The organism is Primorskyibacter marinus (genome assembly GCF_003313245.1).
Taxonomy (GTDB): Bacteria; Pseudomonadota; Alphaproteobacteria; order Rhodobacterales; family Rhodobacteraceae; genus Primorskyibacter; species Primorskyibacter marinus.
The window spans coordinates 393,507-413,597 of the sequence record NZ_QJSD01000002.1 but is presented as its reverse complement, the minus strand read 5'-3'; the positions used below and the strand labels follow the sequence as shown (position 1 = coordinate 413,597).

The following is a 20,091-nucleotide window of genomic DNA, read 5'->3' as shown; positions in this document are numbered from 1 at the left end:
CTGCGGCATGACCTTGCTGCGCCGCGAGGCCAAGGCCGCGCTTTGGCGCTGGCGCGAAACCATCGTCGGGCTGGCGGTGGCCGCACTTGGCCTACATTGGGTCATCAACCTCTGGGGCATCCTCAACTGGATGGGCTATCCGGTGCTGCTGATCGGCATCGCCCTGACCGTCATGGGTGTGCAGCGTGCGCGATTTCGCACCGAAGACACCGCGCCGGGCGTGGTGCAGATCGACGAGGGCCGGATTGCGTATTTCGGGCCATTGTCGGGCGGCATTGCCGATCTGGCGGATCTGCGCGCGCTGGCCATAGATCCGGGCTCGAAACCGCCGCATTGGGTCTTGTCGCGGCGCGGCGAACCTGACCTGCAAATCCCGCTGGGCGCTGCCGGTGCCGATGCGTTATTCGATGCATTTGCCGCCCTTCCCGGCATCCGCACCGAACACATGTTGCGCCAGATGCAGGCCGGTGGCACTGAACGGATCGTGATCTGGCACCGCACCGACATGCCCCGCCCATCCGCCCGGCTGCATTGACAGCCCCGCCATTTCGCCCCATCCCTGTGAACTGACACGAACAGACCCTGCAATTCGGAGCCTTGCCACATGTCCATTCCACAGTCCGGCGGCGGCCCCGTTGAACACATAGATCAGCTGACAGACTACCTTGCCTCCGGCTGCAAGCCGAAAGAGGACTGGCGCATCGGCACCGAGCACGAGAAATTCGGCTATTGCAAGGACACGCTGAAGCCCCTGCCCTACGAAGGCGAGCGGTCCATTCTGGCGATGCTGGAGGGTCTGCGTGACCGTCATGGCTGGGCCCCTGTCGAAGAAGCAGGCAAGCTGATCGGGCTGGAAAAGGACGGTGCCAATGTCAGTCTGGAACCCGGCGGGCAGTTGGAACTGTCCGGCGCGCCGCTGGAAACGATCCACGAGACCTGCGACGAGGTGAACGCCCATCTGCGCGACGTGAAAGACATCGCCGATGAGGTCGGGGTGGGGTTCATCGGTCTGGGTGCCGCCCCGATCTGGACGCATGACGAAATGCCGATGATGCCCAAGGGCCGGTATCGGCTGATGAACGAATACATGGACCGCGTCGGCACCATGGGCAAATCCATGATGTACCGGACCTGCACCGTTCAGGTGAACCTGGACTTTTCGTCCGAGGCGGACATGGTCAAGAAGATGCGCGTGGCCCTCGCCCTGCAACCGGTGGCGACGGCGCTTTTTGCCAATTCGCCGTTCTTCGAGGGCCGCCCCAACGGCCACAAAAGCTGGCGCAGCCGGATCTGGCGCGATCTTGACCCGGACCGCACCGGCACGCTGCCGTTTGTTTTCGACGATGGTTTCGGGTTCGAGACCTGGGTGGAATACGCGCTCGATGTGCCGATGTATTTCGTCTACCGCGATGGCAAGTATATCGACGCGCTTGGCCAGTCCTTCCGCGATTTCCTGAAAGGCGAACTGCCCGCCCTGCCCGGCGAGATCCCGACCCTGTCGGATTGGGCAGACCACCTGACGACGATTTTCCCCGAAGCGCGGGTGAAGAAATTCCTTGAGATGCGCGGTGCCGATGGCGGCCCGTGGCGCAGGCTGTGTGCGCTGCCCGCCTATTGGGTCGGCCTGCTATATGACCAGACCGCACTGGATGCCGCCTGGGATCTTGCCAAGGATTGGGACGCCGAAACCCGCGAGGCGTTGCGCGTTGCCGCGTCGCAGGACGCGCTTCAGGCCAAGGTCGGGGGGATCGACATGCATGATCTGGCCCGCCAGACCGTTGAAATTGCCGAAGCCGGGCTGAAAGCCCGCGCGCGGCCCGGCGCAGGTGGGCTGGTGCCTGACGAAACCCATTTCCTGAATGCTCTGAAGGAAAGCGTCGAATCTGGCAAAACCCCCGCTGACGAGTTGCTTGAACATTATGCAGGGGACTGGGACGGCGATCTGACGCGCGTTTACGCCCAATACAGCTACTGACGCCGCCGCGACGTGCCGCAGTACCCCAAAATCATGGGGGCTGCGCGATCTTGCGACGCTATAAGCCAGGCGCGACCAAGATGAACCGCAGAGGGGCCGGGGCGCAACAGATGCGGCGCAACGGCCATGGAACGCCCAAACCCTCCTGGAATACGGCGGTGCGACCCGCTTGCGCGCAACTGTCAGCGGTCATATTGTTTAACCAATTCCCGAAGAGGTCAGCAAATGCCATTCCAGAAGGTTCAGCCAGAAAAGCTATCAACGTCGGTCGCGCGACAGATCGAAAAGCTGATCCTGCGCGGCGTCCTGCGCCCCGGCGAACGCTTGCCCCCCGAGCGCGAGTTGTCGGAGCGGCTTGGCGTGTCACGGCCGTCGCTGCGCGAGGCGGCGGCGGACCTGCAAAACCGTGGTCTTCTGGCCAGCCGCGCCGGTGCCGGTATTTATGTGGCCGACGTGCTGGGCTCTGCCTTCTCGGATGCGCTGATAAAGCTCTTTGCGACACATGATGAGGCGGTATTCGATTACCTGTCCTTCCGCCGCGACATGGAAGGATTGGCGGCAGAGCGCGCCGCGCGCCTGGCATCGGACACCGATCTGAAAGTCATCCAATCGGTTTTCAACAAAATGCAGGCCGCCCATGCCAAGCGCGATCCGAGTGACGAGGCAAGCCTTGATGCGGATTTCCACCTTGCCATCATCGAATCCAGTCACAACGTAATCATGTTGCATATGATGCGGTCGATGTATCAGTTGTTGCGCGAAGGCGTGTTCTACAATCGCCGGATCATGTTCCAACAACGGACCACGCGTGAAACGCTGCTGGACCAGCATCGTCAGATCAACAACGCCCTACAGGCCCGCGATCCTGACGCGGCGCGCAAGGCGGTAGAAGACCATCTGAATTACGTCGAGAGCGCCTTGACCGAGCATCGCAAGGCCGAACGCAATGAAGAAATCGCCCGCCAGCGCTTTGAACACGAACAAAGCCGCACCTGACCCCGGCGCATCCCGGCTTGGCAAATCAACCGGTGGGCTTTGTGATCGCGTCACCTCTGGCAGCGGTGCTTATGGCATGGCTGCAAACCCGGTCTGTTTCAGGCAGAAAGCACATCAGTCCATTGGCGCGCGCGGCTCGGTGCGGGAAAGTGCCTCGACCCATGCCAACTGCTTCGGCAGGCAGACTTTGCGCAGATCGTAGTGCTTTACCACGAATTCTCGCGCGGCCTTGCCCATACGCGCCCGCGTGTCCGGATCATCCAGCAGATCGCAGAGCCTGTCGACCAACGCGTCCTTGTCGAAGAAATCAACCATCCAGCCGGTTTCTCCCTCTGTCAGGACCTCTTTCACCGGTGCCGTATCGCTCGCCAAAATTGCGCTTTCACAGGCCATCGATTCCAGCAGCGACCAGGACAGGACAAACGGATAGGTCAGGTAAACATGCGCCCGGCTGACCTGCATCATCGACAGGAAGCGGTCATAGGGCACGCGCCCCAGAAAATGCACCCGCGCCCAGTCCTCATCTGAAATCTGCCCGCGCACCTCGTCAATATAGATCTGCTTCCATGTCTTGCCCGCAGGCGCGCGCGCGCCATAGCTGACCTCATCGCCACCCAGCATCACCACCTGCGCCTCTGGCCGCCGTTTCAAGATCTGCGGCAGCGCGCGCATGAAGATGTGATAGCCGCGATAGGGTTCCAGATTGCGGTTGATGAAGGTCACAACCTCGTCGTCACGGGTCAGCACGCGACCGCCCGTCACTTCCAGCCTTGCCGCCGGGTCGGGCTTTACATCCTCGGTATTCACCCCGTCATGCACCACCGTGATACGCTTGCGGTAATGGTCGGGGAAGGTATCGGCCTGAAACCGCGTCGGGCTGATACCCAGATCTATCACTTCGGAATGCAACCGGTTGTTGAGGTTTTTCAGCCGGATCCGCAGCGCGTCCTGTTCGGCAGCAGGCGTCGGGAATTCCGGATCGAACCCCAGGAACGGTTGCGCGGACAGGTGGTAAAGCTCGCAATACAGACCCAGACGTGCACCCGGCCACACATCTTTGAGAAACAGGCTTTCGCCCCAGCCGTGATGGGCCAGGATCATGTCAGGCTCGAACCCCTGCGCCTTCAGCGCCATTGCGGCAGTGTAACAACTGTGCCCGCGCAAGAGCTTTGTCTCGAAATCAGACAGCCAGGGATGAATATCGCGCGACGACGCCCCGCTGATTTTGTAGGGGATAACCTGCACCCCCTGCCATTTGACAGGTTTGTCCACCTTCGGCGTCAGCGCCACGATCTGATGGCCCATCTGCACCAGAACCGGCGCGATATGCTTGTACTGACCGGGGAAATTCTGGTGGATCAGCAATATCTTCATGGCAATGATTTCCTGCAAACGGACACCGCCCTGTTATATCCGGCTGCCGGAAAGAGGCAAACTCTACGCGCCGGGCGGGTCCGATTTGCCCAGAGGCACTTTACCCGGACGCCCCATGGTCCTATCACCCCTGCGACTGCAAAGACGCCCGCCTGCCCAAAGGAAACCCCACATGCCCCGCTATACCCCCGCCGAAATCGAGCCGAAATGGCAACAGGCCTGGGAAGAGGCCGGAACCTTCACCGCCACGCGGGAGGGCGACAAGCCGAAATACTATGTGCTCGAAATGTTCCCCTACCCGTCCGGGCGCATCCATATCGGCCATGTGCGCAATTACACGATGGGCGACGTGATCGCGCGGTACAAGCTGTCCACCGGTCATAACGTTCTGCACCCGATGGGGTTTGACGCGTTCGGAATGCCAGCCGAAAACGCCGCCATGGCGATCGGCGGCCACCCCAAGGACTGGACCTATTCCAACATCGACACGATGGTTGAACAGATGAAGCCGCTGGGCTTCGGTCTTGACTGGTCCCGGATGTTCGCAACCTGCGACCCGGAATATTACGGTCAGCAGCAGGCGCTGTTCATCGATATGCTGGATACCGGGCTGGTCTACCGCAAGAACGCCGTGGTCAACTGGGATCCGGTGGACATGACGGTGCTGGCCAATGAACAGGTGATCGACGGCAAGGGCTGGCGGTCGGGTGCCGAAGTGGAACGCCGCGAATTGACGCAGTGGTTCTTCAAGATCTCCGACATGTCGGAAGAACTTCTGGACGCGCTGGACGGGCTGGATGACTGGCCCGCCAAGGTCAAGCTGATGCAGGCCAACTGGATCGGCAAATCGCGCGGGCTTCAGTTCAGCTTCAGCCTGATCGACGGCCCGCATGGCATGGACCGGGTCGAGGTTTACACCACACGCCCCGACACGTTGATGGGGGCCTCTTTCGTTGGTGTCTCGCCCGATCATCCGCTGGCCAAGCAGTTGGAGCGGGACAATCCCGAGGTTGCCGCCTTCTGCGCCGATGCGCGCCGCGGCGGCACCACCGCCGAGGCATTGGAGACGGCCGAGAAGAAAGGTTATGACACTGGCCTCAAGGTCATGCATCCCTTTGATAACGGCTGGGAACTGCCGGTCTATATCGCCAACTTCATCCTGATGGATTACGGCACCGGCGCAATTTTCGGCTGTCCCGGCCATGACCAGCGCGACCATGATTTCTGCGTGAAATACGATCTTCCCATCCTGGACACGTTCCTGCCGCTCGACGGCGCGCATGACATTCAGGCAGAACCGTTCGTGCCCGCAAAGACCGAACAGGTTCGCTATACCCGTCTGATCGCGGGCAAAGAGGTGCAGACCGGCGACGAAGCCGTGGATGCGGCGGTTGATTTCTGCGAAGCCAATGGCGTGGGCCAGGGCGTCACCAAGTTCCGGCTGCGCGACTGGGGTCTCAGCCGTCAACGCTATTGGGGTTGCCCGATCCCCGTCGTGCATTGCGAGGCTTGCGGCGTCGTGCCCGAAGCCAAGGAAAACCTGCCGATCAAACTGCCCGATGATGTCAGCTTTGACGTGCCGGGCAACCCTTTGGATCGTCACCCGACCTGGCGCGATTGCACCTGCCCGAAATGTGGCGCGGCGGCGCAGCGCGAAACCGATACGATGGACACATTCGTGGACAGTTCGTGGTATTTCGCGCGCTTCACCGCACCGCGTGCCACCACGCCCACGGATATGGCCGAGGCCGAATACTGGATGAATGTCGACCAGTATATCGGCGGCATCGAACACGCGATCCTGCACCTGCTGTATTCGCGTTTCTTCGCCCGCGCGATGATCCAGACCGGCCACCTGCCCGAAAAATGCGCCGAGCCGTTCAACGCGCTGTTCACGCAAGGCATGGTCACACATGCGATCTATCAGACGCGCGACGAAAACGGTCGCCCGGTCTATCACTACCCCGAAGATGTGGATCTGCGTGACGGCAAAGGGATTCTGAAGGACGGCACCGAAGTAGAGATCATCCCTTCGGCCAAGATGTCCAAGTCCAAGAACAACGTTGTCGATCCGGAACAGATTATCGCACAATATGGTGCTGACACCGCGCGCTGGTTCGTTCTGTCCGACAGCCCGCCCGAACGCGACGTGGAATGGACCGCAAGCGGTGCCGAGGCCGCCAGCAAGCACCTTGCCCGCGTCTACCGCATCGCCGCGGAGATTGCCGCGGACCAGACCGGTCCGCAGGACGGGGACGAAGCCCTCTTGCGAGAGATGCACAAGGCCATCCACGATGTGACGATGGGCGTGGAAAGCTTCGGCTTCAACGCCTCTATCGCGCGGCTCTATGCGTTCACCAACGTCCTGTCCAAGGCCAAAGCCGGGGCAGCGGCGAAACGCGAGGCGATGCGGGCGCTGGCGCAGTTGATGTCACCAATGACCCCGCATCTGGCCGAGGAAGTCTGGCAGTTACTGGGCGGCGAAGGTCTGATCGCCAATGCGCCATGGCCCGTCGCGGATGACGCGATGCGGGTCGAGGACAGCGTAACCCTGCCTATTCAGGTCAATGGCAAGCGTCGCGGCGAGATTACCGTTGCCAAGGACGCCGACAAGGCCGAAGTTGAGAAAATGGCACTGGCGCATGAGGCCGTGCTGCGGGTGCTGGATGGTGCCCAACCGAAGAAAGTCATCGTGGTTCCGGGACGGATCATCAACCTTGTCGTCTGATCGCCGCCTTTTCCTGCTGTCTGCGCTGGCCCTCGGGGCCTGCGGCTTTACGCCTGCCTACGGGCCGCGCGGCGGCGCATCGGCGTTGCAGGGGCAGGTGCGTCTGGATGCACCCGATGGCCGAAACGATTATCTTCTCAACCAGCGTCTGGAAGAGCGTCTTGGCCATGCGCCGTCTGGCCGGTTTTTACTGAGCTATGCGCTCAAGACCGGACGGGACGATCTTGGGACAACGTCGGAAGGCGTGACCTCGCGCTATCATATGTCGGGGTCGGCGACATGGTCGCTGACCGATACCGATGACCGCGTTGTGGCCTCCGGCAAGGTTGACAGCTTTTCGTCCTATTCGCCCACTGGATCCACCGTCGCCACGCAGGCATCGCAACGCGACGCCGCCGCAAGGCTGATGATCATTCTCGCCGATCAACTGGTCGATCAGCTGCTTCTTCAGGCCCCGGACCTGCCCGCATGAAACTGTCCGCGCGCGATGCGGCGGGCTATTTTGCAAAGCCCGACCCGGCCAAGACCGGCCTGCTGATCTTTGGTCCCGACGCGATGCGCGTCGCGCTGAAACGTCAGCAGGTGATTGCCGCCCTGATCGGGCCCGAGGGCGAAGAGGAAATGCGGCTGACGCGCCTGCCCGCCGCCGATCTGCGCAAGGACCCCGCAGCCCTGTCCGACGCGATCAAGGCGCAAAGCTTTTTTCCCGGTCCGCGTGTCGCCTTTCTCGAAGAGGCCACGGACGGGATCGCCAAGGTGGTGACGGCGGCGCTTCAGGATTGGCAGCCGGGCGATGCGCAGGTGATCGTGACCGCCGGGCAGCTGACCGCGAAATCCGCCTTGCGCAAGCTGTTCGAAAGCCACCCCAACGCCTATGCCGTCGGCATTTACGATGACCCGCCCAGCCGGGCCGAGATCGAGGCAGATCTCAAGCGCTCTGGCCTGCCCGCGCCGTCAGTGGACGCGATGGAGGCCTTGACCATGCTGTCGCGGCATCTCGACCCCGGTGATTTTCGTCAGACCGTCGAAAAGCTGGCGCTGTATATGCTGGGTCAGGATGCGCCCGCCACGGCAGAGGATGTGGCGGCCTGCGCCCCCAGTTCGACGGAGGCAGAGGTCGACGACATCCTCAATATCGTCGCAGAGGCGCGCACCGGCGAGATTGGCCCGGTCATGGCGCGGTTGCAGTCACAAGGCACCAACGCGGTTGCCCTGATGATCGGCGCGACGCGGCATTTCAAGATCCTGCACAAGGTCGCATCGGACCCCGGCGGTGCTGGATCGGGCATCGGCAAGCTGCGCCCGCCGGTGTTCGGCCCGCGGCGCGACCGGGTGATGCGGCAGGCGCAGAACTGGGGCACAGCGCGGCTGGAACAAGCCATGACGATGCTGACGGATACGGAACTTCAACTGCGCTCTGCCGGTCAGCACGCTCCGACCATGGCGCTTGTCGAACGGGTTCTGATTCGGCTGTCGATGTTGGCGCGGCGCTAACACCGGATTTGCGCTTGCTATGGCGACGGCAGCTTTGCGAACCTGGGGCAATCGGTTATCCCACAACGTGCGAAGCGGCCCGTTTGTGGGCTTGTCACGGCAAGACGCAGCGCGCAGTCTGGCCGTGAGAAACGGGGGAGGCGATAATATGTATACGGTTATCGGTGGCGTTCAGAGCCGCACGTTCAGGGTTCTGTGGTGTCTGGAAGAACTGGGCGTGCCGTTTGAACACCGTCCCGCCGCGCCCCGATCTGACGAGGTGACCGCTGTCAGCCCGCTGGGCAAGATCCCGGTCTTGCTGGAAGGTGACGCGGTGATCCCTGATTCGACCGCGATTTTGACGTATCTGGCGGACAAGCACGGCGCGCTGACCTGCCCCGCCGGCACGCTGGACCGGGCGCGTCAGGATGCGCTGACCTTCCGCATCCTCGACGAAATCGACTCGGTCCTGTGGGCAGCGGCGCGGCACAGTTTCATCCTGCCGAAGGAAGAGCGGGTTCCCGCGATCAAGGACAGTCTGAAGCTGGAGTTTTCGCGCAATCTGGAACGTCTGACCGGTGAAATCCGTGGGCCGTTCCTGATGGGCGAGGATCTGACGATCCCGGACATCATTCTTGGCCATTGCGGCGGCTGGTCGCGCACCGCGAAATTCCCCGATGCCTCGGCAGAGTTTGTAGACTACCTCAAACGCCTGCGCGGACGTGAAGCGTTTCAACGCACCGTTGCCTACGGTGCCTGACCCGTCGGTGGGCGTGGCCCCGAACCACTAAGATCCGGGCCAGTGCGGCGTCAGCCATACGCAGCCGCAGCGCGGCCCGCGTGCAGTCCGGTGGCAAGGCAGGCGGTCAGCAGATAGCCGCCGGTGGGCGCGTCCCAATCCAGCATCTCGCCCGCAGCGAAAACGCCCGGCATCGCTCGAAGCATAAGCCCATCGTCCAACGCGCTGAACGGCACGCCACCGGCGGTAGAGATCGCCTCGTCCAGCGGGCGCAGGCCGGAATGACGGATCGGCAGGGCCTTGATCTGCTGGGCCAGCACTTCGGGGAAATTTGACAGCGGACCGGCAAATTCCATCAGCAGCGCGATTTTCTGCGGCTCCAGTTTAAGCACCTTGCGCAGGTGGTTGGTGTAGCTGGTCTTGCCGCGCGGACGTGCGATGCGGCTTGCGATGTCGTTCGCGTCGCGGTCAGGGGCAAGGTCGAGGATCAGGTCTGCGCCGCCCCGCAGCGACGGTGTCAGCGCGTAGATGCCCCCGCCTTCAAGACCGCGCGCAGAAATCATCGCCTCGCCGCGCAGGGCCTCGGCACCGGCGGTCAGTCGGATATTCTTCAAAGGTGCGCCGAAGTGCCGGGTCATATGCGGCGTCCAGTCGACGCGAAGGCCCGTATTGGACGGCAGGAACGGCGCAAGGTCGATCCCCTGACCGGCAAGCATCGCGGCCCACTGACCGTCAGAGCCAAGCCGCGCCCAGCTTGCGCCGCCAAGTGCCAACACGGTGACCTGCGGGGCGATCGTCTGCGGGCCGTCAGGCGTGTCGAACATCGCGGTGTCGCCCCGCCAACCGGTCCAGCGCCATCGTCGTTGCAACGTGACGCCCTTTTCCGTGAGCCGCGCCAACCAAGCGCGCAGCAGGGGTGAGGCCTTCATCGCCTTGGGAAAAACGCGGGCGGTGGATCCGGTGAAAATCTCTTGCCCAAGATCACGGGCCCACGCCTGCACGTCTTCGGGCCCGAACGCATCCAGCGCCGCACGCAGTTGCGGCGGCATGTCGGGGTAAGATGCCAGAAATCTGTCGAACTGCTCATCCCGTGTCAGGTTCAGCCCGGACTTGCCCGCCATCAGGAACTTGCGCCCGAAAGAGGGCTTGGCGTCGGCCACAGTAACCTGGCACCCGGCATCGGCCAGTGCCTCGGCCGCCATCAGCCCGGCCGGGCCGCCCCCGATGACCAGCGCGTCACTCATGTCGCTGCCTGCGGTACTGGAGGCTGCGTGCCTTTCAACTCGATCACGCGGTGCGGATAGGGGATCTCGATGCCATTGTCCTTGAGCGCGTTCCAGATCAGGAACAGCACGTCCGAGGTGAATTTGTTCGGCCCGTCATCCAGCCCGTTGACCCAGAACTCGACGGCAAAATCGATGCCGGACTCGCCAAACCCGCGCAATTCGCAATCCGGTGGGTAGGGCGCTTGCAGGATGCCCGGATGGGTGGCGACAGCCGCCTCGATGATCGCGGGCACGGCGTTGATATCGGTGTCGTAGGAAACACTGAACGGCGCCTCGTAGCGGTTTGCCGAGCCGCTGTCGGAATAGTTGACGACGCGGGTGGTGATGAAATCCTCGTTCGGCACCACGACCCAGCGGCCATCAAAAGTCTCAAGGATCATTGCACGGGCGGTGGTCTTGACGATGGTGCCGGCCTGGCCGTCATCAAGCTCGACAAAATCGCCGACCGTGGCCTGCCCTTCGATCAGCAGGATCACGCCCGAGATGAAGTTCGCGGCGATCTTTTGCAGGCCGAACCCAAGCCCCACGCCGATCGCCCCGCCCAGCACGGCGAGCGAGGTCAGCGAGATGCCCATGATGTTCATCAACAGCAGAAAGGCGGCCCCGAAAATGGCAATCTCGGCGGCTTTCGCGGCAAGCTGTCGTGTCGCGGGGCGCAGCTCTTCCTGCTTTTGCAGGTAGGCGGAGGATTGATCGTTGGACCAGCGCCCCAGCCAGAACAGCAACGCGCCCGCGATCAGCCCCCGCACCAGCGCCATGACCGAAAAGGTGATATTGCCCATCTGGATGGTCATCGCGTTCAACTGCGCAGAGGCCGCATCGAGAAGGCCCAATGTGTAAAGCGCCATCACCGGCAGCAGGACATACCGGCCAAGCAGCTTCAGGAACGGATCGCGGATGGTCTCGTTGACAAGGACGCGCGCGGCAAGGAACAGGAACACCCGCTTGCCAAAGGCGATGACGGCCGTGGCACCAAAGGCCGACAGGGTGATTGCCTCGCCAATCGCAGTGAAGGCATAGGCGAGCAGGGGCAGCAAAAGCGGCAGGAACAGCAGTGCAAAACGACGCGCGCTTGCGATGATATTGCGCTGTGCCGGTGCCGGGGTCAGAAAATTGCTCAGGAACGGGGCCAAACGCCGCGACACCAGCACCGCCAGAACATAGGCAAGGGCGAGCAAGGCCAGCTGCGACCACGAGGCCGGCTGCACGATCCATGCAAGCGCGATCTGCCAGCCCTGCAACGCATAGGCAGCGGCGGTCTGCACCAGTTCCGGCTGTTGCGACAGATCCCAGTCCATGTTCAAGCCCCTGACGCCACCCCTACCCGGTCACCGTGTAGCCAAACAGCCGCCTCGGCCACAAGAAAGATTTTGCGTTTCCAAGGCTTCTGATCCTGCCTCCGCCAAATTGTGCCGACGGGCGCGGTTCGGCGTCATGCGGTTGTCATGTCCAGCGTGATGGAATGTTGAAGATCATCAACACCCGTATTGCCACGTTGATGGAAAGCGACTTGCGCGATTTCTGGCGTGCCCCTTCAGCGGAGCACATCCTTGATCCCTCGGGCAATGGCGGGGTCAGCCGCCAGACTGTCAACGGTAAGCGCGCGCGCTTCGTCGATCAAACTTTCGGGCGCGACCAGACGGTCTATCAGCCCCCATGTCTGCGCCTCGGACGCTTCGATTTTTTGTCCCGCCATCAGGATCATCGCCGTCCGCGACCGCCCGATCAGGTCTATCATGCGGCGCGGGTCCGAGGGCTGCGGCAAGAAGCCCAGTTTCATCACCGGGTAGAACACCTTTGCCGATGGCACCGCGATCCGGATGTCGCAAGCCAGCGCCATCCCCATCGAACCACCGGCGATTGTCCCGTTCAGTGCGGCAATGCTAAGCCCCGGCAAGGCTGCGATGGCGCTGGACAACCGCTCCCATAGCGGGCTGGTGGCCATCCCAGCGCGCGCGGCCTCCAGATCGGCACCGGCAGAGAACACCTTGCCCGTGCCCGTCAGGATGAGAGCCTTTGCGTCCTGCGCCGCCTCGGCGATCTCTGCCAGCTCTTCCAGCATCTCGGGCGTCAACGAGTTTGCCTTGTCGGGGCGGTTGATCCGCGCGATCCACAGCCCGCCGTCTTTTTCAACAACGATCACGTCAGCCCGACCCGCTTGCGGATGTCCTCGTCCCGCAGCGAAATTTCGTCGCCCAGCCATGCGTCTGCCTCGGGGCTGCACATCCATAGCAAGGTCTGCGCGGGCCAATCGGGCGGGATGTGATCGGACCAGTCCAGCTTGCTGACCGGGTTCACGCCGCTGGCCTTGATCTCGCGCTGCATCTGCGTGGCCACCGTGCCGGGGCTGAGACCGATGGCGCGAATGCCGGCCTCGCGGCCTTCCTTGTCGGCGCAACGGGTCAGCATTGCAGCGCCCGCCTTGGACGCACAGTAATGTGACCATGCCTCGACAGGGCCATGCGCAGCCCCGGAGCTGATCGTCAGGATCGTGCCGCCACCGGCCTTCATCATCACCGGCATCGCCGCCCGCATGCCGTAAAACACGCCTTTCAGGTTGATGTCGATGGCATGCCCCCAGCCTTCGGGATCGGCCTCGGCCAGCAGGGAAATCGGCTCGATCACACCGGCATTGCCAATCAACACGTCAAGCCTGCCGAACGCATCCAGGCAGGCATTCACTGCGGCCTCGACCTCCCAGAAACGGCTGACATCGCAGGGAATAGCAATGGCCTGCGGACCGATTTCACCGGCCAGATCCGCAACCGCGTCTTCACTGCGCGCAACCAGGGCCACCTTTGCGCCCGCATCGGCGAATGTCCGGGCTGCGGCCGCCCCGATCCCGCGGCTGGCACCGGTGATCATCACGACCTTGCCATCAAGATTTTGCATTGCCACTCTCCCTGTATTTCGTTCTACCGACCATTGCTAGCGCAGCGGTGCCGTAAAGGTCCATATGCTGCATGCGCTGCAAATGGCCGGGATGGGCACCGAAATCCGACTTCCGGATTCCCTGACCTTGACCCTGCCCGCTGCGCAACCGAAGTTGAAGGGGATTAAGAAATTGGAGAAGCCCGTAATGTTCCGCCGTTCAAAGTTGATGTATTCCGCCGTCGCCTCGGTCGCCGTGATCGCCGCACAGCCCGCCTGGGCGGATGTGACCCCACAGCAGGTCTGGGACGATCTGGAAGCCTATATGACCAGTTTCGGCTATAGCGTGACAGGCACCGAATCGACATCCGGCAACGCCCTGACCATCACCGATATGGGCCTGTCGATGGACATCCCCGAAGGCGGTGGCACCATGGCCTTTTCCGCGTCCGAGGTCACGTTCGAAGATCTGGGCGACGGAAGCGTGCGCGTGACCTTTCCCGAAAATATGCCGATCCAGCTGAAGATGAACGACGTCCCTGATGGCGAGCCTTTCGATCTGACCATCGACTATGCCCAACAGGGGTTGCAGATGGTCGTGTCCGGCGAACCCGGCGACATGGTTTACGATTACACCGCCGACAGTCTGGGAATGCGCCTGTCGGAACTCAACGTGGATGGCGAAACGCTGGGCCGCGATGCCGCACGCGCCGATTTCAACTTGAAAGACATCACCGGCACCGCGCGCGTCTCTGTGGGTGAGCTGCGCGAGATTTCGCAGTCGATGACCACGGGCGGCCTGGAGTATGACGCCGCGTTCAAAGATCCGGAAACCGGAAATGCGGTGGAGTTCACCGGGACTGTTTCCGAGGTGTCATTCGAAGGCGACACCACGATCCCGCTGGATATGGATCCCGAAGACATGCCCGCCATGCTGGCCGCAGGCTTTGCCGCCAATGGCATGATCACCCACACTGGCGGATCAGGCACCTTCGCCGCGAGCGAGGACGGCGAGGCGACAACTGGCAAGACCAGCTCGGGTGGCGGCAATCTTCGGCTACAGATGGACGCCGATTCCATCAGCTACGCAGCAGGCGCAACCGACCTTACCACAAGTTTCTCGGGCAACGAATTGCCCTTCCCAATTGAATCCGCGATGTCGGAAGCCTCGGTCAACCTGACGATGCCGGTCTCCAAGAGCGAAGAGGCCAGCGACGTCGCCTTGGGCGTGAACCTTGCCGGGTTCACCATGTCGGACATGCTTTGGGACATCTTCGATTCGAACCAGGTGTTGCCGCGCGATCCGGCGACCGTGGCGTTTGATCTGACCGGGAAGGTCAAGATGCTGGTGGACCTCATGGACGCCGAGCAGATGGCCGCCGCCGACAGGGGTGAGATCACACCCGCAGAGCCGCAATCGCTGACGCTGAGCGGGCTTCTGATCGAAGCGATCGGCGCGCGTGTGACAGGTGACGGTGCCTTCACCTTCGACAACTCGGATCTGGCAACCTTTGACGGTATGCCGCGCCCCGAAGGGTCGTTGAACGTCACTGTAAACGGCGCGAACGGGGTCATCGACAAGCTGATCCAGATGGGTTTCCTCAAGGAAGAGGATGCGATGGGTGCCCGGATGATGCTGAGCATGTTCTCGGTGCCAGCGGGCGGTGAGGATGAGTTGAAATCAACCATCGAGATCACCGAGCAGGGCCATGTTCTGGCCAACGGCCAGCGCATCAAATAGCCCCGCTGCCACCCCCTGTGAACGAGGCTGGCTACGGCTGGCCTCTTTTGCTTGACAGCGCCCATGACGCTCGCTCCCCTTGCGAAGCCGCACGTCACGCAATAGTTGCAAGCCAACCAACCCCCGGAGATCCGATGACGCATGATCTGGAAACCCTGACACAGTCCCTTCTGGACGCCGCGAAACAGGCCGGGGCAGACTGCGCAGATGCGATTGCCCTGTCAGGCGCGTCTGTTTCCATCGACGTCCGTAACGGGACGCTGGAACAGGCGGAACGCTCGGAAGGCACCGATATCGGATTGCGGGTGTTCGTGGGGCAGCGTCAGGCGAATGTCTCGGCCTCTGACATGTCCCGGCACACGATCACAGAGATGGCAGAGCGCGCTGTGCTGATGGCGCGCGAGGCACCCGAAGACCCCTATGCCGGGATTGCCGATCCCGATCAGCTTGCACAATCCTGGGACGTGGCCGCGCTGGAGCTGGCCGATGACACGCCAGAGCCATCCCCCGCCATATTGCAGGAAGACGCCGAACGCGCCGAAGCTGCGGCACTGGCCGTGACCGGTATCAGCCAGGTGCAATCGGCTGCGGCCGCCTATTCCAACCGCCAGATGCATCTGGCGGCCAGCAACGGGTTTTCCGGCGGCTACCGGCGCACCGACCGCTCGCTTTATTGTGTGGCCATCGCCGGGACGGGGGCCGGGATGGAGCGCGACCATGACGGCGACAGCCGGATCTTTCAGTCCGATCTGCGCAGTGCCGAAGATATAGGCACCAGCGCCGCCGAACGCACGCTCGCGCGGATGGGTGCCACCAAACCCCCGACCGGCAGCTATCCGGTGCTGTTTGACGAACGTATCTCCGCGTCACTGATCGGGCATTTGCTGGCGGCCATCAACGGCAGCGCCATTTCCCGCGGGGCCAGTTGGCTGCGCGACGCGATGGGCGAACAGGTCTTGCCCGACGGGATCGACCTGTTCGAGAACCCGCACCGGCCCCGTGTCACGGGTTCGCGCCCCTTCGATGCCGAAGGACTGGCCACCCGGCCGCGCGACATCGTCAAGAACGGCGTGCTGCAAGGCTGGACGCTGGACCTTGCCACCGCCCGCAAGCTGGGGATGCAAAGCACCGGCAATGCCGTGCGCGGAACAGGCTCTGCCCCTTCGCCCAGTCCGGGAAACGTCACCATGACACAAGGCCAGCAGACCCGCGAAGAGCTGATCCGCGATATGGGGACGGGCCTGCTGGTGACGTCGATGATCGGCTCGACCATCAACCCCAATACCGGTGACTATTCGCGCGGGGCCTCTGGCCTGTGGATCGAGAACGGCCAGATCGCAGGGGCGGTCAACGAATGCACCGTTGCGGGCAACCTGCGCGACATGCTGCGCGGGCTGCGCCCGGCCAATGACGCGCGTCCGTGGTTGTCGCGTGTCGTACCGTCACTGCTGGTCGAGGGGCTGACCCTCGCCGGGAGCTGAACGGGGTGGACGCACCCGTGGATAGATTGCCCGCGCAGGACCTGTCCTTGCTGATCCACGCGGCCCGCGCGGCAGGCCAGACCGCACTGGCCTTCACGGGGCCGACGGCGCGGGTCTGGGAAAAACCTGACGGTGCCGGCCCGGTGACAGAGGCCGACCTTGCCGTCAATGAAACGCTGAAACAGATCCTGCAAGGTGCCCGCCCGGATTATGGCTGGCTCAGCGAAGAAGACGTGGACAGCCCGGCCCGCCTGTCCGCGCGCCGCACCTTCGTCATAGATCCGATCGACGGCACCCGCAGCTTTATCAAGGGCGATGTCGCCTGGGCGCTTTCCATCGCCGTGGTGGAGGATGGGCGCGTGACCGCCGGCGTGATCCACCTGCCCATGATGGACAAGCTTTATGCAGCGGCGCAGGGCGGCGGGGCGTTCCTGAACGATGCGCCGATCCATGTCACCGATGCCCGGCAGCTTAGCGGTGCAGACGTGCTGGTGGCCCGCCCGACGATGTTGGATCATAACTGGATCGGCACGCCGCCAAAGCTGAACCGGCACCATCGTCCGTCGCTGGCCTACCGGATGGCATTGGTCGCGCAAGGCCGCTTTGACGCCATGGTGACCCTGCGTGCCAGTTGGGAATGGGATATTGCGGCCGGTGCGGTGATCTGCGCCGAAGCCGGCGCGCGTGTCTCGGACCGCTTCGGCGATCCGTTGCGCTTCAACGCGGCGCATCCGCAGACACCGGGCGCACTTGTCGCCGCTCCGCCGCTGCACGACGCGTTTCTAAGCGCCTTGCGGCGGTGACCTGCCGCCCCGGCACGACTGTGGCTTGACCCTGCCCGGCCAACCCGTACCCTGTAGCCAGCCCCGCCTGAAAGGACATGACATGACCCAGCGCCTGCATCTCGTCTTCGGAGGCGAACTGGTCGATCCGACAAAATCCGAGTTCAAGAATATGGACGATATTCACATCGTCGGCATGTTTCCGAATTACGAAACCGCCTATAATGCCTGGAAATCAGAGGCACAGCGCACCGTCGACAACGCCCATATGCGCTATTTCATCGCGCATCTGCACCGGCTGCGCGACGAGGAAACGGAAGCATCCTCGACCGAAGAACTTGGCTGACATTGGTCCGCCGTCCGCTCAGCCTTGCCGCCTATCTTGCCCTGTCGCGTGGCCGCGCGTCCGAGATCAGCAGCGCGCCAATGCCAAGCCGCCCGGCAGGGGCGCTGGTCTGGGCACATGCCGAGGATGCAAGCCAGCTGCCGGCGCTGTCGCATATCTGCCAGCGGCTGGGGCAGCAACGCAACGGGTTCTTCTGCCTGCTGACCTATTGCAACGGTCTGCCGCCAAAACACGATCTGGCCGGCACGATCTGCCTGCGTCTGCCCCCCGACACCGTAGCGGATTCAGCCGCATTTCTTGCGCATTGGGCCCCGGCTGTCTGCCTGTGGACCGGATCGGAATTGCGCCCTGCCCTGTTGCGGGCCACGGCGGAACGCGGCTGCGCGCTGGCGCTTCTTGATATTCAGGACAAAGCGTTTTCCACCCCTGCGCTGCGATGGCTGCCTGACACCGTGATCTCGACATTGCGGCTGTTCGACAGACATTTCGCGGTCAATGGCAACGCCCTGCGACGCCTAAGGCGGCTTGGATTGGGCGGCAATTCGATCCGTGTCGCAGGCCCACTTCTGGAAACGCCGTTGCCGCTGCCTTGTGACGATGTCGACCATTCCGACGCGGCCGCGATGCTGTCCGGGCGTCCGGTCTGGCTGGCCGCAAGGGTCCAGGCGGACGAAGTGGACATCGTGCTGAACGCCTTTCGCCAGATCAGACGGCTGGCGCACCGGCTGCTTCTGGTGATCGTCCCCGAAGTGGGTGTCGATGCCGGAATTATCCTCGAAAAAATTGAAGAACGTGCGTTGCGTCACGCCTGCTGGGATATCGGCGAACAGCCCGACGAAGCGACAGAGATCCTGCTGGTCGCGGACATCGCCGATCTGGGCCTGTGGTACAGGCTGGCACCGGTCAGCCTGGTCGGATCGTCGCTGTTGACGGGCCAGAAAGGGCGCAATCCGTTCGAGGCGGCATCTTTGGGATCTGCGGTCCTGCACGGCCCCGACGTGGGATCTTATTTGCCAAGCTACGCGCGGCTTGCCAAGGCCGGGGCAGCGCGCGTCGTCCAGGACGCTGAAACGCTGGCCGCAGCCGTGGCACAGCTTATTGCCCCGGACCGCGCCGCCCAGATGGCCCATGCCGGGTGGGAGGTGGTGTCGGAAGGGGCAGAACTGACCAATCAGGCGATCGCGTTTCTCAACGAGGCGCTGGACGCGGCGGAGGAGGATTGATGCAGGCGCCGCTGTTCTGGGATAAATCGCCCGACGCGCCGGGCTGGCGCGCGCGCCTGCTGACACCGCTGTCGCGGATCACTGCGGCGGTCACGGCACGGCGCGTGGCAAAAACGGGAGAACGCCTGTCGGTGCCGGTGATCTGCATTGGCAACATCAATGCCGGCGGGACTGGCAAGACCCCGACTGCCATCGCGCTGGTGCAACGCCTGATGGAAAAAGGCCACCAACCGCATGTCGTGTCCCGCGGGTATGGCGGGTCGGAACCGGGGCCGCTGCGGGTGGATCCCCTCGCGCATACCGCAGCGCAGGTTGGGGATGAACCATTGCTGCTGGCGGCGTTCTGCCCGGCCTGGGTCGCGCGGGACCGCGCCGCTGGTGCCCATGCGGCAATTGCGGATGGCGCAGATGTGATCGTGCTGGATGACGGGTTTCAGAACCCTGCCATCGAGAAGGATCTCAGCATTGTCGTCGTGGATGCCGCCCGCGGCTTTGGCAACGGGCGTTGTATGCCCGCAGGCCCCCTGCGCGAACCGGTAGGCGCAGGCATCGCTCGGGCAGATCTTGTGCTGTCCATCGGCGCGGCATCCGCGCAGCAGCGTTTTACAGAGACCTGGGGCACCGCGATCACCGTCCCGCAAGTAGCAGCCGCGCTGGAGCCGCTGCCCACCGGCATGGATTGGGCCGACACCCGCGCGCTGGCCTTTGCCGGCATCGGCCACCCCGAGAAATTCTTTGCAACCCTGCGCAGCCTGGGCACCGAGGTGATGCGGGCAGAGGCGCTCAGCGATCATCAGCCACTGACGTCTGCCTTGATGGCCCGGCTGGAGACCGAGGCGCGCTTGCTGGGGGCCGAGCTTGTGACCACAGAGAAAGACGCCGTCCGCCTGCCCGCGAACTTCCGGCAAAAGGTCGTGACGCTGCCCGTCCGGCTGGAGATCCCCGACTGGACGTTTCTGGACCGGGCGCTTGACCGTGTTCTGGAACCATCACCCGGCACCTGACGCGCCATTCGGCGTAGGGAAATGTGCCTCATCTCTTCTACCATCCGGCAACCTTTGCGGCGCAACAGGCGT

Annotated in this window: 18 protein-coding genes; 13 read left to right on the top strand and 5 right to left on the bottom strand. The window is 63.1% G+C overall.

Annotated features, from left to right (window positions below; all coding sequences use genetic code 11):
- Positions 1-7 precede the first annotated feature (7 nt).
- The 3 genes from DMZ65_RS05835 (at position 8) to DMZ65_RS05825 (ending at position 2,971) form a co-directional block, all read left to right on the top strand.
- Positions 8-535: a hypothetical protein gene (locus DMZ65_RS05835; RefSeq protein ID WP_116597954.1), complete on the top strand. Its 528-nt coding sequence runs from the start codon at positions 8-10 to the stop codon at positions 533-535.
- A gap of 69 nt (positions 536-604) precedes the next feature.
- Complete coding sequence (locus DMZ65_RS05830) at positions 605-1,975, top strand: glutamate--cysteine ligase (RefSeq protein ID WP_116597953.1); 1,371 nt, start codon at positions 605-607, stop codon at positions 1,973-1,975.
- Positions 1,976-2,200: 225 nt separating this feature from the next.
- Positions 2,201-2,971 (top strand): FadR/GntR family transcriptional regulator, encoded by a 771-nt coding sequence (locus tag DMZ65_RS05825; protein WP_116597952.1) that lies wholly within the window; start codon positions 2,201-2,203, stop codon positions 2,969-2,971.
- A gap of 114 nt (positions 2,972-3,085) precedes the next feature.
- Here the strand turns inward: DMZ65_RS05825 and DMZ65_RS05820 are convergent, their stop codons facing one another.
- A complete protein-coding gene (locus DMZ65_RS05820; RefSeq protein ID WP_116598146.1) occupies positions 3,086-4,345 on the bottom strand; it encodes a glycosyltransferase family 4 protein in 1,260 nt (419 codons plus the stop codon).
- A gap of 172 nt (positions 4,346-4,517) precedes the next feature.
- Here DMZ65_RS05820 and leuS point away from each other — a divergent pair, with 172 nt between their 5' ends.
- The 4 genes from leuS (at position 4,518) to DMZ65_RS05800 (ending at position 9,306) form a co-directional block, all read left to right on the top strand.
- Positions 4,518-7,073 carry a leucine--tRNA ligase gene (leuS, locus tag DMZ65_RS05815; protein ID WP_116597951.1) on the top strand — a complete coding sequence of 852 codons (2,556 nt, stop codon included), beginning with the start codon at positions 4,518-4,520 and terminating at the stop codon, positions 7,071-7,073.
- The gene (lptE, locus tag DMZ65_RS05810) at positions 7,063-7,545 is read left to right on the top strand and encodes an LPS assembly lipoprotein LptE (RefSeq protein ID WP_232824897.1); all 483 of its coding nucleotides are present in this window, start codon (positions 7,063-7,065) and stop codon (positions 7,543-7,545) included. Before leuS ends, lptE begins: the two co-directional genes overlap by 11 nt.
- Entirely contained in the window at positions 7,542-8,567 is a 1,026-nt protein-coding gene (gene holA / locus DMZ65_RS05805; RefSeq protein ID WP_116597949.1) for a DNA polymerase III subunit delta, read from the top strand. The genes lptE and holA overlap by 4 nt, the downstream gene beginning before the upstream one ends.
- Before the next feature lie 148 nt (positions 8,568-8,715).
- Positions 8,716-9,306, top strand: a complete 591-nt coding sequence (locus DMZ65_RS05800; protein ID WP_116597948.1) for a glutathione S-transferase family protein — start codon at positions 8,716-8,718, stop codon at positions 9,304-9,306.
- A 50-nt stretch (positions 9,307-9,356) separates the two neighbouring features.
- On the opposite strand, the gene DMZ65_RS05795 is transcribed toward DMZ65_RS05800, so the two are convergent.
- The 4 genes from DMZ65_RS05795 to DMZ65_RS05780 all read right to left on the bottom strand — a co-directional run bounded on the left by DMZ65_RS05795 (position 9,357) and on the right by DMZ65_RS05780 (position 13,463).
- Entirely contained in the window at positions 9,357-10,529 is a 1,173-nt protein-coding gene (locus DMZ65_RS05795) for a TIGR03862 family flavoprotein (protein WP_116597947.1), read from the bottom strand.
- On the bottom strand, positions 10,526-11,869 hold the full coding sequence (locus DMZ65_RS05790) for a mechanosensitive ion channel family protein (RefSeq protein WP_116597946.1): 1,344 nt from the start codon (positions 11,867-11,869) through the stop codon (positions 10,526-10,528). The genes DMZ65_RS05795 and DMZ65_RS05790 overlap by 4 nt, the downstream gene beginning before the upstream one ends.
- Positions 11,870-12,105: 236 nt before the next feature.
- Positions 12,106-12,714 (bottom strand): enoyl-CoA hydratase/isomerase family protein, encoded by a 609-nt coding sequence (locus DMZ65_RS05785; protein ID WP_116597945.1) that lies wholly within the window; start codon positions 12,712-12,714, stop codon positions 12,106-12,108.
- Entirely contained in the window at positions 12,711-13,463 is a 753-nt protein-coding gene (locus tag DMZ65_RS05780) for an SDR family oxidoreductase (protein WP_116597944.1), read from the bottom strand. The genes DMZ65_RS05785 and DMZ65_RS05780 overlap by 4 nt, the downstream gene beginning before the upstream one ends.
- A gap of 187 nt (positions 13,464-13,650) precedes the next feature.
- On the opposite strand from DMZ65_RS05780, the gene DMZ65_RS05775 reads away from it, so the two are divergent.
- The 6 genes from DMZ65_RS05775 to lpxK all read left to right on the top strand — a co-directional run bounded on the left by DMZ65_RS05775 (position 13,651) and on the right by lpxK (position 20,019).
- A complete protein-coding gene (locus DMZ65_RS05775) occupies positions 13,651-15,183 on the top strand; it encodes a DUF2125 domain-containing protein (RefSeq protein WP_157960570.1) in 1,533 nt (510 codons plus the stop codon).
- A 134-nt stretch (positions 15,184-15,317) separates the two neighbouring features.
- A complete protein-coding gene (locus tag DMZ65_RS05770; RefSeq protein WP_116597942.1) occupies positions 15,318-16,664 on the top strand; it encodes a TldD/PmbA family protein in 1,347 nt (448 codons plus the stop codon).
- Positions 16,665-16,690: 26 nt separating this feature from the next.
- Entirely contained in the window at positions 16,691-17,467 is a 777-nt protein-coding gene (locus DMZ65_RS05765) for a 3'(2'),5'-bisphosphate nucleotidase CysQ (protein WP_116597941.1), read from the top strand.
- 82 nt (positions 17,468-17,549) lie between these two features.
- Positions 17,550-17,792: a DUF4170 domain-containing protein gene (locus DMZ65_RS05760; protein ID WP_116597940.1), complete on the top strand. Its 243-nt coding sequence runs from the start codon at positions 17,550-17,552 to the stop codon at positions 17,790-17,792.
- 2 nt (positions 17,793-17,794) lie between these two features.
- Positions 17,795-19,015 carry a 3-deoxy-D-manno-octulosonic acid transferase gene (locus DMZ65_RS05755; protein WP_232824896.1) on the top strand — a complete coding sequence of 407 codons (1,221 nt, stop codon included), beginning with the start codon at positions 17,795-17,797 and terminating at the stop codon, positions 19,013-19,015.
- Complete coding sequence (gene lpxK, locus DMZ65_RS05750) at positions 19,015-20,019, top strand: tetraacyldisaccharide 4'-kinase (RefSeq protein WP_116597939.1); 1,005 nt, start codon at positions 19,015-19,017, stop codon at positions 20,017-20,019. The genes DMZ65_RS05755 and lpxK overlap by 1 nt, the downstream gene beginning before the upstream one ends.
- The last annotated feature ends 72 nt before the right edge of the window (positions 20,020-20,091 follow it).